We start from the raw sequence: 10801 nt of genomic DNA on the forward strand, positions 1-10801 counted from the left end.
CCGTCGGACGAGCCCCCGCCATCGCCGGAGCCGCCATCCCCGCCACTGCTGCTCGATTCGCTGCCGCCGAACCCGCCCGCATCGCCCGCACTGCCGCCATCCGACGATGACGATTCGCCGAAGCTGGTACCGCACTGGGCATCGGAGCCGATATGCCGCTCGACCGCCCGGCAATCGGGCACGTAGTGGAAGCCGCCCGCAATGGCGAACTTGATGTCCAGCGCAAACAGCAGCGGCAGCCGCGCCGGCTTGCGCGGATCGATGCTCTCCTCCTTGCAGGCCCAGTACCAGGTGCGGCGCAGGCCGTCGTTGCGCCGCGCGTCCTTGCCCAGCACCTCGGCCGGGCTGTGGTGCAGCATGGCGCCGAAGGCCGCCTTGCACCAGCTCTGGTAGCCCTGCGTGTGCAGGATGAACTCGTGCCACGCCGTGTCGACCACCTTCGAAGGCATGGCGACGAACTTGCGGTCGCTGCGCAGGTGCGACATGAAGAATTGGCGCAGGCCGCGCAGCACCAGCTCGGCGTCGCGCCGGCTCAGTTGCGGATGCGCCTCGCGCAGCTTGCCGATGAGAAACGGCGGCAGCCGGGCCTCGCGGATGAACTGGCGGCGCAGGCTGGTTTCGAGGAACTTGAGCACCGCCGAGAACAGCAGCGCCACCACGATCACGGCCACCACCGAACCCCAGCGGCGCGAACCCAGGAACACGGCGGCCAGCGCGACGAGCGGCACCGCCCGCCGGGCCCACACGAGGGCACCGATGCGGCGGCGGAAGTTCAGGTGCAGGAAGTCGAGATCCATGCCGTCAGACCACCACCGGTTCCGGCTCCAGCCGGATGCCGAAGCGCTCGTACACGCTGGTCTGAATGGCCTTGGCCAGGGTCATCACCTCGCCGCCCGTCACCGGGTTGGCGGTGCCGCCGCGGTTGACCAGCACCAGCGCCTGCCGCTCGTACACGCCGGCATTGCCCACCGACTTGCCTTTCCAGCCGCAGGCGTCGATGAGCCAGCCGGCCGCAAGCTTGATGCTGCCGTCGGCCATCGGGTAGTGCACGATCTTCGGGTCACGCGCAATGATGTCAGCGCACTGCTCGGGTGTGACCGTCGGGTTCTTGAAGAAGCTGCCGGCGTTGCCCAGCACGCGCCAGTCGGGCAGCTTGGCGCGGCGGATGGCGCAGATCCAGTCGAAGATGTCCTGGGCGTCCGGCGTGAAGTTGCCGGTTTCTTCCATCTTGCGCTCCAGGTCGAGGTAGCCGACTACGGCCTTCCACGGCTTGGGCAAACGGAATCGCACCCGGGTGATCACCGCCCGGCCCGCCAGCCCGAAGTCGTTCGGGCCGCTGCGCACGTGCTTGAACACCGAATCGCGGTAGCCGAAGGCGCACTGCGCGGCATCGAGCGTGAAGCTGCGGCCGGTTTCCAGGTCGTAGGCGTCGAGCGACTCGAAGCGGTCCTGCAGTTCGACACCGTAGGCGCCGATGTTCTGCACCGGCGAGCCGCCCACCGTGCCCGGAATCAGCGCCAGGTTTTCGAGCCCCGGGTAGCCGCTGCGCACCATCCATTCGACGGCGTCGTGCCAGTTCTCGCCGGCACCGGCCTCGACGATCCAGGCGCGCGGGGTTTCTTCCACCAGCCGCAGGCCCTTGATCTCGATCTTCAGCACCAGCGGCTTGACGTCGCCCGTGAGCACGATGTTGCTGCCGCCGCCCAGCACGAAACGGGGCGCATCGCGCCATGCCGCGTCGGCGTGCAGCGCGACCAGGTCGGCTTCGCTGGCGATGCGCACAAGATGCAGCGCACGCGCGACGATGCCGAAGCTGTTGTAGGGCTGCAGCGGGACGTTGGACTCCACGATCATGGGAGAATTGTCGCATCCAGCCCAAGTGAATTCAGGAGAGAGTCCATGCCGTCCTTCGATACCGTCTGCGAGCCCAACCTGCCCGAAGTGAAGAACGCGGTCGAGAACACCGCCAAGGAGATCGCAACGCGCTTCGATTTCAAGGGCACGGCCGCTGCCGTCGAACTCAAGGACAAGGAAATCACCATGATCGGCGACGCCGAGTTCCAGCTCGTGCAGGTGGAAGACATCCTGCGCAGCAAGCTCACCAAGCGCAGCGTCGACGTGCGCTTCCTCGACAAGGGCGACGTCCAGAAGATGGGCGGCGACAAGGTCAAGCAGGTCATCAAGATCAAGAGCGGCATCGAGAGCGAGCAGGCCAAGAAGATCACCCGCATCGTCAAGGACAGCAAGCTCAAGGTGCAGGCCGCGATCCAGGGCGACGCGGTGCGCATCACCGGCGCCAAGCGCGACGATCTCCAGGCCGCCATGGCGCTCATCAAGAAGGACGTGCCGGACATGCCGCTCACGTTCAACAATTTCCGCGACTGAGCCCGGCCGCATGAAAGCGCTCATCGTCGCAGCGCAGCTGCTGGCTGCCGCTGCCGTGGCGCACGCCGCCGGCTCGGTGACCCTGACCGGCAGCATCGGCAGCCGCGCCATCCTGATCGTGAACGGCAACCCGCCCAAGACCATCGCGGTTGGCGAGAGCTACCAGGGCGTGAAACTGGTGTCGCTGCAGGCCGAGCAGGCCGTGGTCGAACTCGATGGCAAGCGCGTCAACCTGCGCATGGACACGCCGGTCAGCATCGGTGGCGGGGGTGGAACGGGCGGCGGGGGCAGCCGCGTCGTGCTGTCTGCAGACAGCCGCGGGCATTTCATGACACAGGGCGCCATCAACGGCCGGCCCGTCACTTTCATGCTCGACACGGGCGCCACGTCGATCGCACTGTCGGCCGACGATGCCCTGCGCATCGGGCTCGACTACAGCAAGGGCCAGCGCGTCGTGATGAACACCGCCAACGGGCAGGCGCAAGGCTACCGGCTGCGCCTGCAATCGGTGCGCGTGGGCGACGTCGAGGTCTACGACATCGACGCCATCGTCTCACCGCAGGCCATGCCTTTCGTGCTGCTGGGCAACAGCTTCATCAATCGCTTCTCGATGCGGCGCGACGCGGACCAGATGATCCTCGAAAAACGCTATTGAAGCCCCGGTGTCAGGCCTGCGCGGCCGTTACGACGATCTCGATCTTGTAGGCCGCATTGGCCATCTTGGCCTGCACGGTCGCGCGCGGCGGCGTATTGCCGGCCGGAATCCACGCGTCCCACACCTCGTTCATGGCAGTGATGTCGGTGATGTCCGCCAGGAAGATCTGCGTCATGAGGATGCGCGACTTGTCGCTGCCGGCCTCGGCCAGCAGGCGCTCGACCATGGCCAGCACCTGCGTGGTCTGGCCGCGGATGTCCTGAGTGGTGTCGTCGGGCACCTGGCCCGCGAGGTAGACGGTGCCGTTGTGCACGGCCGTCTCGGAAAGGCGGGGGCCGACGTGGAAGCGGGTGATGGAAGCCATGGTGTTTTCAAGCCTTTTTCTTCGAGCCGAGTTTCGACTCCGTGCCGGCCGCGAGCCGGCGGATGTTTTCGCGGTGCCGCCAGATCAGCAGCAGACTCATGACGATGATCGCGACCAGCACCGTGCGGTCGAGTGGCCACGCAATGCCGCCGCCAATCAGATAGTAAGCCGGTGCAAAGAAGGCGGCCGCCAGCGACGACAGCGACGAGTAACGAAAGAAGACCGCGACGATCAGCCACGTGGCGCCGGTCGCCAGCCCCAGCCAGGGCGCGATGCCCACCAGCACGCCCGCCGCGGTGGCCACGCCCTTGCCGCCCTGGAAGCCGAAGAACACCGGGTAAAGGTGGCCGAGGAACGCAGCCAGGCCGGCCAGGGCGGCGACATCCTCCCCCAACCCCCATTGCGCGCCGAACCGGTGGATGAAGAACACCGGCACCCAACCCTTGAGCGCATCGAGCAGCAGAGTGGCCAACGCCGCGCCTTTGTTGCCCGAGCGCAGCACGTTGGTGGCGCCGGGGTTTTTGCTGCCATAGCTGCGCGGATCGGCCATGCCGAGCGCCTTGCTCACGATGACCGCGAAGGACAGCGAGCCGATCAGGTACGACGCCACGATGGCGATGAGGGAAGGCAAGTTGAAACTCAAGGCGGCGCTCCGCGGAGATGGTTGTTGTTCTATCCGGCGACGACCGCCGCCGGCTATTCTGCCAGCGCACACTGCACGGGCTTCGCGCCCAGCAGCGCCACGCACACCTGCGGATCGATGCCGATCAGGTAGCCCCGGCGCCCGCCGTTGAGCACGATCTTCGGCAGTTCGAGAACGGTGGCCTCCACGTACACCGGCATCTCGCGCCGCGTGCCGAACGGCGACGTGCCGCCCACCATGTAGCCGCTGTGCCGCTGCGCCACCTCGGGCTTGCAGGGCTCGACCGACTTGGCGCCGATCTGCCGCGCGAGGTTCTTGGTCGACACCGTGCGGTTGCCGTGCATCAGTACGATCAGCGGCCGGGCGTCCTGGTCCTGCATCACCAGCGTCTTGATGACGGTGAACGGGTCGAGCCCGAGCATCTCGGCGCCGCGCTGCGCACCGCCGTGCTCGACGTACTCGTAGGGATGCTCCGTGAACGCGACCTTGTGCGTCCGCAACAACTGCGTTGCGGGCGTTTCGGACACGTGGGTCTTCTTGCTCACGCCGCCGGGTCGCGGATTTCCCAGCGGATCTTGTCGATCTCCGCCAGGATCTCGGGCGACAGCGTGGTGCTGTACGCGTCCAGGTCTTCTTCCAGCTGCGCCAACGAGGTCACGCCAATGATCGTGCTCGCCACCTGCCACTTCGTGTAGCAGAAGGCCAGCGCCAGTCGGGTCGGCGTCAGGCCGTTGTCGCGTGCCAGCTGGTTGTAGCGCCTGGCCGCACGCAGCGAATCGGGACGGCCCCAGCGCTGCTTGCGCACCGATTCATAGCTCGAGATCCGCGCGCCCTTGGGCGCATCGGGCCCCTCGATGCCGCTCCGGTCGTACTTGCCCGTCAACAGGCCGAAGGCGAGCGGCGAATACGCCAGCAGCGACACGCCCAGCCGGTGCATCGTCTCGTCCAGCGCGTTCTCATGCCCTCGGCTGATGAGGCTGTACACGTTCTGCACCGTCGCCACGCGCGGCAGCCCGTGCTGCTCGGCCAGCCGCACGAACTCGTGCACGCCGTAGGGCGTTTCGTTCGACAGGCCGATGGCGCGCACCTTGCCCGCCTTCACCAGCCTGCCCATCGCTTCGAGCTGCTCCTGGATCGGAGTCTGCGATGTTTCCTTCACCGGGTCGTAGTAGATGTTGCCGAACATCGGCACGTGGCGTTCCGGCCAGTGGATCTGGTAGAGATCGATGACATCGGTCTTCAGCCGCTTCAGGCTGGCGTTGCACGAGGCCTCGATGTCGGCCGCCGTCATGCCATTGCCTTCGCGCACCCAGGGCATGCCGCGCGACGGGCCGGCCACCTTGGTCGCGACCACCAGCTTCTGGCGCGCGCCGGGGTTGACGGCGAACCAGTTGCCGATGATGGTTTCGGTGACGCTGTAGGTTTCCTTGCGCGCGGGCACCGAGTACATCTCGGCGGTGTCGATGAAGTCGACGCCGCGCTCGAGCGAGCGACTCAGGATGGCGTGGGAGGTGGGCTCGTCGACCTGTTCGCCGAAGGTCATCGTGCCGAGGCAGATCGGAGTGACGTGCAGGTCGCTTTGACCAAGTTGGATCTTTTTCATGCGCGGGATGCTACCGCCCCGACCCGCAACCCGCTGGCCGTTGCACCAAAACCCGGGCATTCCGTGGCGGCCGGCTGTCGTGCGCCGGACTGCGTCAGCACAAAGGCCTCTTTATCATCGGCGCCCATGTACCAAGTCCTCCGCCCCTCCCGCAGCGAATTCGTGCCCGTGCGCAACCTCAGCTACCACGTGCGCCTCTGGGGCCAGCCCTCCGATGCGCGACCGCCGCTGGTGCTGGTGCACGGCTGGATGGACGTGGCGGCGTCGTGGCAGTTCGTGGTCGATGCAATGGAGCAGGAGCGCTTCATCATCGCTCCCGACTGGCGCGGCTTCGGCCTCACGGACGGTGGCGGCGTCGACAACTACTGGCTCGCCGACTACCTGGCCGACCTCGAATGGCTGCTCGACCACTACGCCGGCGAGGGCGACAACGCACGGCAAGTCGATCTCGTCGGCCACAGCATGGGCGGCAACGTCGCCATGCACTACGCCGGCGTGCGGCCCCAGCGCATCCGCCGCCTCGTCAACCTCGAAGGCTTCGGCATGCCCGCGCGCAAGCCCGAGGAAGCGCCCGCGCGCTACGGCCAGTGGATCGACGAACTCAAGCGCCTGCACCGCGGCGAGATGGCGCTGGCCAGCTACTCGGCCGTGGACGGCGTCGCGCGCCGCCTCATGAAGACCAACCCGCGCCTCACGCCCGACAAGGCCCAGTGGCTCGCCAGCCACTGGGCGGCCCACCACGCGCAGCCCGATGGCGGTGAGCGCTGGCAGATCCTCGGCGAGGCGGCGCACAAGATCGTCAACGCCCACATCTTCCGGGTCGACGAAACGCTTGCGCTGTATGCGCGCATCACCGCACCGCTGCTGATGGTCGAGGCCGCAGACGACAGCCTGCAGGGCTGGTGGAAGAACCGCTTCACGCTCGACGAATTCCATGAACGGCTGAAGTCGGTCGGCAACAGCCGCATCGAGCGCCTCGAAGACGCGGGCCACATGCTGCACCACGACCAGCCGCAGCGCGTGGCGCGGATGATCGAAGCGTTCCTGGCGGCCTGAGCCCGCCTCTTGTTCAGCCGCGGCTCGGCTCGCTGTCGAGGCTGTCCATCTGCGCCGCGACAATCGACGTGATCGTTCAGAGCCTCCGTTGATCGGCAAGCACCGGCAGCGTGCCCAGGTGCACAGGGCGTCGGGCGCTCCCCGCAGCGAAATAAAGAAAGGAGGCGGCGGAAGGCCGGGGGGACATTCGCGGTGGGCAGTACCCGGCGGCCTGTGCACGCGCCCTGAACAAGAGCGCACCACACCCGCGCCGCCGCCTCTACTCTTCGTCAGCGTCGTTGCCCGTCAGCGAGAGAACTTCTTCGACGAAAGCCTCGAAGAGCGGCAACGAAGCAGGCAAGGCGTCGAAAGACTCAACCTCGCCCGCATCGAAGAAGTGCGGCTTGCCGTCCGGCACCGACACCCATTCGCCGGCCTCGACAAGCAGCCCCAGGTAACCGTCGGCGGTCGGCACATAAAACAGCCCGGCGCTATCCAGCACGCGCTGCCCCTTCTTCTTGCCACGCCCCCAACTCACGCCCTGCCCGGCCAGGTGCTCGGTGATCCAGCCGTCGCACACATGCGTGTCGCGCCAGCTTCCTTGGGCATCGAATACGGCGAGCACTGGCATGGGGCGTCCTTTGTTGTCTGCGAAGTTACTGCAGGAAGCTGGGCTTGGCGTAGCCCTGGAACTTGCTGTCGACCACCGCCTTGAACTCCTTCGACCGGTAGGCCTCGGCGATGTCCTTGGCCCACTGCGTGTTCTTGTCGGCGGTCTTCACGGCTACCACATTCAGATAGTAGTCCGGCGTTTTCTCCAGCACCACGGCTTCGGTGAGCTTCAGGCCCGACGAGATCGCGAAATTGCCGTTGACGATGGCGTACTCAGTGTCGCCCAGCGAACGCGGCAGTTGCGCGGCTTCGAGCGGAATGAACTTCAGCTTTTTCGGGTTCTCGGCCACGTCCTTTTCCGTCGAGCGCAACACGTCGATGCCGGGCTTGAGCGTGATCAGCTTGTTCTGCTCCAGCAGCACCAGCGCTCGGGCCAGGTTGCTCGGGTCGTTCGGCAGCGTCACGCGGTCGCCCTCCTTCACGTCGGCCAGCGTCTTGCGCTTGGTCGAATACACGCCCATCGGGGCGATCGGACCCTGCACCAGTTCGGCCAGGTCGAGCTTCTGGTCGGCCGCGAACTTCTTCAGGTAGACCTGATGCTGGAAGAAATTGGCGTCGAGCGAGCCCTGGGCCAGTGCGAGGTTGGGCTGCACGTAGTCGTTGAACTCGACCAGCTTCACCTTGTAGCCCATCTTCTCGAGGATGGGCACGATGCCGGCCTTGAGCTGGTCGGCGTTGGAGCCGGCGGTGCCGCCGATCACGAGGTTCTTCTTGGCGGGGTCTTGCGCGTGGGCCTGCAGCGAGAGCCCGCCGAGCGAGACGGCAGCCAGGGACAGGGCGAGAACGGAACGGCGCAGGAATGCGGTTTTCATGGGATAGGGAAAGCTGAGAAAAAAAGAATCAACGCTTGTCCAGCCTGCTCGCCGTGGTGTTGCCCACGAATTGCAGGATCTGTACGAACACCACGAGCAGCGCCACGGTGAGCACCATCACGTCGGTCTGGAAACGGTAGTAGCCATAGCGGATGGCCAGGTCGCCGATGCCGCCACCGCCCACCACACCGGCCACCGCCGAGTACGAGAGGAAGCTCACGGCCAGCACCGTCAGCGCCAGCACCAGGCCCGAACGTGCCTCGACCAGCAGCACGCGCCATACGATCTGCAGCTCGGTCGCGCCCATGGCATGCGCCGCCTCGATCACGCCGCGCGGCACTTCGCGCAGGCACTGGTCGACCAGCCGCGCCAGGTACGGAATGGCCGCGAACGACAGCGGCACCGCAGCCGCAAGCGGCCCGATCGACGTGCCCGCAATCACCCGCGTGAACGGCACCAAGGCCACCAGCAGGATGATGAAAGGGAACGAACGCACCGTGTTCACCAGCCAGTTGAGCACCAGGAACGCGGGCTTGTTCTCCAGCGACTGGCCGGGGCCCAGCAGGAACAGCAGGATGCCCAGCGGCCCGCCGATGAGCACCGCGGCCGAGAGGCCGATGGCCAGCATCATGAAAGTCTGGCCGGTGGCGACCCACAGCTCCGGGAGGATGGGGGCGATGTTCTCAAACATAGGCCGCCTCCAGCGCGTTGCGCTGCACCGAAGCCGGACGCGGCACGACCGGCAGGCGCGCCTCGCGTTCGCGGCGACGCACCAATTCGTCGATCTCGCGGCCCAGCGCGGTCTTGCGCTCCTCGCTCGGTGCATCGATCGCGAACTGCTCCACGAGCCGGCCCTTCTCGAGGATGGCCACGTTGCGGCACAGCACCTCGACCACCGACAGCTCGTGCGTGACGATCACGATGGTCACGCCGATCTTCTGGTTGATGTCGCGCAGCGTCTCCAGCAGCGAGCGCGTGGTTTCCGAGTCGAGCGCAGAGGTGGGCTCGTCGCACAGCAGCACCTGCGGGCGCGGCGCCAGCGCGCGGGCAATCGCCACGCGCTGCTTCTGCCCGCCCGAGAGCTGGGCCGGGTAGGTGTCGATCTTCTCGGCCAGGCCCACAAGCGCCAGGCACTCGCGCACACGGGCATCGATCTCGGCCTTCGAGTGGCGGCCGTGAATCTTCAGCGGGAAGGCCACGTTGTCGAACACCGTGGCGTTCTGCAGCAGGTTGAACTGCTGGAAGATCATGCCGATGTTCTGGCGCGTGTCGCGCAGCTCGCGGCGCGAGAGCGTGGTGAGGTCGCGCCCGCCGACGAGCACCTTGCCCGCATCGGGCCGCTCCAGCAGGTTGATGAGACGCAGCAGTGTCGATTTTCCGGCACCGCTCTTGCCGATCAGGCCGAACACGTCGCCCTGCTGGATGTCGAGCGACAGCGATTGCACGGCGTCGAACACCTCGCCGTTGGGCAAGGCGAAGGACTTCTGCACCGATTGAAGACGGATGACTGGCGCCGCGTGAATGTCGCGGCCCGAGTCAGGCGTGGGTTGGGTCATGGAGAAAAGCGCGGCCCGCGCAGCGCGCAGGTCGCGGAGGTTCGCGAAAAGGTGTCGAGTATGAAAAGAAAGGCAACGAAAGGGAACGAACAAATCGGCGCTTGCTTATGCCTCTGAACACATAAGGGCACAAAGGTGTGACCCGATAGGCGCCATATGGATATGCGCATTGGTTCGTTTCCAAACGGCGTCCGCAATGCCACATTCGCGCCTTCTTTTTTTGATTTCGCACAACAACATGCACAGCACTTTTCGCCGCCGCTCCCTCGTCCTGGCCACGCTTGCCGCCGCCCTCCTTGCCGGCAACACCGCCTTCGCGCAGGACAAGAACACGCTCAAGGTCGGCGTCTCCGTCGGCAACGGCGAGCAGATCTTCGAGGTGGTCAAGAAGGTCGCCGCCAAGGACGGCCTGAACATCCAGGTCGTGGTTTTCAACGACTACCAGCTGCCCAACGCAGCGCTGGCCTCGGGCGACCTCGACGCCAACGCCTTCCAGCACCAGCCCTTCCTGGACAACCAGAACAAGGCGCGCGGCTTCGACATCGTGCCCGTGGGCCTGACCATCACCGCACCGCTGGGCTTCTACTCGCACAAGATCAAGGCCGTCGACCAGCTGCCCAACGGCGCGACAGTCGGCATCCAGAACGATCCGTCGAACGGCAATCGCGCGCTGTTGCTGTTGCAGCAGGCCGGCCTCATCACGCTGAAGCCCGAGGCGGTGAAGAACAACACCGCCACGCCGCTCGACGTGGTGACCAACCCGAAAAAGCTGAAGCTGGTGGCGCTCGACGCAGCCCAGCTGCCGCGCTCGCTCGACGACCTGACCATCGCCGCCATCAACAACGACTACGCCGAGAAGGCGGGTCTGTCGCTGAACAAGGACGCCGTCATCAAGGAAGCCGCCAAGAGCCCGTACGCCAACCTGATCGCGGTGCGCCGCGCCGACAAGGACAAGCCCTGGGCCAGGCGCCTCGTGGCGGCTTACCAGTCGCCGGAGGTGAAGAACTTCATCGAGACGCAGTTCAAGGGTTCGCTGATCCCCGCGTTCTGATTTTTCGGGGTATTTCCCCCTCCCC

General features: G+C 66.1%; 14 protein-coding genes. 4 read left to right on the forward strand and 10 right to left on the reverse strand.

What is annotated here, in order from left to right; genetic code table 11:
• Both ACCC97_RS28120 and murB read right to left on the reverse strand, forming a co-directional pair.
• Nucleotides 1–797, reverse strand: a 797-nt coding sequence (locus ACCC97_RS28120; RefSeq protein WP_413336250.1) for a glycine-rich domain-containing protein, incomplete at its 3' end; no start/stop codon positions are given.
• A 4-nt stretch (nucleotides 798–801) separates the two neighbouring features.
• Entirely contained in the window at nucleotides 802–1854 is a 1053-nt protein-coding gene (gene murB / locus ACCC97_RS28125) for a UDP-N-acetylmuramate dehydrogenase (RefSeq protein ID WP_413336252.1), read from the reverse strand.
• A gap of 45 nt (nucleotides 1855–1899) precedes the next feature.
• Between murB and ACCC97_RS28130 the strand changes: the two genes are divergently transcribed.
• On the forward strand, nucleotides 1900–2385 hold the full coding sequence (locus tag ACCC97_RS28130) for a YajQ family cyclic di-GMP-binding protein (RefSeq protein ID WP_007835529.1): 486 nt from the start codon (nucleotides 1900–1902) through the stop codon (nucleotides 2383–2385).
• Between the two features lie 10 nt (nucleotides 2386–2395).
• A complete protein-coding gene (locus ACCC97_RS28135; protein WP_413336254.1) occupies nucleotides 2396–3040 on the forward strand; it encodes a TIGR02281 family clan AA aspartic protease in 645 nt (214 codons plus the stop codon).
• A 10-nt stretch (nucleotides 3041–3050) separates the two neighbouring features.
• On the opposite strand, the gene ACCC97_RS28140 is transcribed toward ACCC97_RS28135, so the two are convergent.
• Genes ACCC97_RS28140 through ACCC97_RS28155 form a run of 4 tightly spaced genes read right to left on the reverse strand, consistent with a single transcriptional unit; the run spans nucleotide 3051 to nucleotide 5650 of the window.
• A complete protein-coding gene (locus tag ACCC97_RS28140; protein ID WP_413336256.1) occupies nucleotides 3051–3404 on the reverse strand; it encodes a RidA family protein in 354 nt (117 codons plus the stop codon).
• Between the two features lie 7 nt (nucleotides 3405–3411).
• On the reverse strand, nucleotides 3412–4047 hold the full coding sequence (gene plsY / locus ACCC97_RS28145; RefSeq protein WP_007835533.1) for a glycerol-3-phosphate 1-O-acyltransferase PlsY: 636 nt from the start codon (nucleotides 4045–4047) through the stop codon (nucleotides 3412–3414).
• 53 nt (nucleotides 4048–4100) lie between these two features.
• Entirely contained in the window at nucleotides 4101–4592 is a 492-nt protein-coding gene (locus ACCC97_RS28150) for an aminoacyl-tRNA deacylase (protein WP_007835536.1), read from the reverse strand.
• Complete coding sequence (locus ACCC97_RS28155; protein WP_413336258.1) at nucleotides 4589–5650, reverse strand: aldo/keto reductase; 1062 nt, start codon at nucleotides 5648–5650, stop codon at nucleotides 4589–4591. Before ACCC97_RS28155 ends, ACCC97_RS28150 begins: the two co-directional genes overlap by 4 nt.
• Before the next feature lie 126 nt (nucleotides 5651–5776).
• Between ACCC97_RS28155 and ACCC97_RS28160 the strand changes: the two genes are divergently transcribed.
• Entirely contained in the window at nucleotides 5777–6706 is a 930-nt protein-coding gene (locus tag ACCC97_RS28160; protein ID WP_007835540.1) for an alpha/beta fold hydrolase, read from the forward strand.
• 259 nt (nucleotides 6707–6965) lie between these two features.
• Here ACCC97_RS28160 and ACCC97_RS28165 read toward each other — a convergent pair whose 3' ends face one another.
• Genes ACCC97_RS28165 through ACCC97_RS28180 form a run of 4 tightly spaced genes read right to left on the reverse strand, consistent with a single transcriptional unit; the run spans nucleotide 6966 to nucleotide 9725 of the window.
• Complete coding sequence (locus ACCC97_RS28165; RefSeq protein ID WP_007835545.1) at nucleotides 6966–7316, reverse strand: hypothetical protein; 351 nt, start codon at nucleotides 7314–7316, stop codon at nucleotides 6966–6968.
• A gap of 25 nt (nucleotides 7317–7341) precedes the next feature.
• Nucleotides 7342–8169, reverse strand: a complete 828-nt coding sequence (locus ACCC97_RS28170; RefSeq protein WP_413336260.1) for a MetQ/NlpA family ABC transporter substrate-binding protein — start codon at nucleotides 8167–8169, stop codon at nucleotides 7342–7344.
• 28 nt (nucleotides 8170–8197) lie between these two features.
• Complete coding sequence (locus ACCC97_RS28175; RefSeq protein ID WP_413336262.1) at nucleotides 8198–8860, reverse strand: methionine ABC transporter permease; 663 nt, start codon at nucleotides 8858–8860, stop codon at nucleotides 8198–8200.
• Nucleotides 8853–9725 (reverse strand): methionine ABC transporter ATP-binding protein, encoded by an 873-nt coding sequence (locus tag ACCC97_RS28180; protein WP_413336264.1) that lies wholly within the window; start codon nucleotides 9723–9725, stop codon nucleotides 8853–8855. The genes ACCC97_RS28175 and ACCC97_RS28180 overlap by 8 nt, the downstream gene beginning before the upstream one ends.
• A gap of 238 nt (nucleotides 9726–9963) precedes the next feature.
• Here ACCC97_RS28180 and ACCC97_RS28185 point away from each other — a divergent pair, with 238 nt between their 5' ends.
• Nucleotides 9964–10776: a MetQ/NlpA family ABC transporter substrate-binding protein gene (locus tag ACCC97_RS28185; RefSeq protein ID WP_042673712.1), complete on the forward strand. Its 813-nt coding sequence runs from the start codon at nucleotides 9964–9966 to the stop codon at nucleotides 10774–10776.
• The last annotated feature ends 25 nt before the right edge of the window (nucleotides 10777–10801 follow it).

It is taken from the genome of Variovorax sp. Varisp85 (genome assembly GCF_047304045.1).
GTDB lineage: Bacteria > Pseudomonadota > Gammaproteobacteria > Burkholderiales > Burkholderiaceae_C > Variovorax.

What these genes read in the sequence shown, in the direction of transcription:
- ACCC97_RS28160 (WP_007835540.1), top strand. Translation starts at nt 5,777, where the DNA reads ATGTACCAAGTCCTCCGCCCCTCCCGCAGCGAATTCGTGCCCGTGCGC.
- ACCC97_RS28130 (WP_007835529.1), top strand. Translation starts at nt 1,900, where the DNA reads ATGCCGTCCTTCGATACCGTCTGCGAGCCCAACCTGCCCGAAGTGAAG.
- ACCC97_RS28155 (WP_413336258.1), bottom strand. Translation starts at nt 5,650, where the DNA reads ATGAAAAAGATCCAACTTGGTCAAAGCGACCTGCACGTCACTCCGATC.
- ACCC97_RS28170 (WP_413336260.1), bottom strand. Translation starts at nt 8,169, where the DNA reads ATGAAAACCGCATTCCTGCGCCGTTCCGTTCTCGCCCTGTCCCTGGCT.
- murB (WP_413336252.1), bottom strand. Translation starts at nt 1,854, where the DNA reads ATGATCGTGGAGTCCAACGTCCCGCTGCAGCCCTACAACAGCTTCGGC.
- ACCC97_RS28180 (WP_413336264.1), bottom strand. Translation starts at nt 9,725, where the DNA reads ATGACCCAACCCACGCCTGACTCGGGCCGCGACATTCACGCGGCGCCA.
- ACCC97_RS28135 (WP_413336254.1), top strand. Translation starts at nt 2,396, where the DNA reads ATGAAAGCGCTCATCGTCGCAGCGCAGCTGCTGGCTGCCGCTGCCGTG.
- ACCC97_RS28185 (WP_042673712.1), top strand. Translation starts at nt 9,964, where the DNA reads ATGCACAGCACTTTTCGCCGCCGCTCCCTCGTCCTGGCCACGCTTGCC.
- ACCC97_RS28165 (WP_007835545.1), bottom strand. Translation starts at nt 7,316, where the DNA reads ATGCCAGTGCTCGCCGTATTCGATGCCCAAGGAAGCTGGCGCGACACG.
- ACCC97_RS28175 (WP_413336262.1), bottom strand. Translation starts at nt 8,860, where the DNA reads ATGTTTGAGAACATCGCCCCCATCCTCCCGGAGCTGTGGGTCGCCACC.
- ACCC97_RS28140 (WP_413336256.1), bottom strand. Translation starts at nt 3,404, where the DNA reads ATGGCTTCCATCACCCGCTTCCACGTCGGCCCCCGCCTTTCCGAGACG.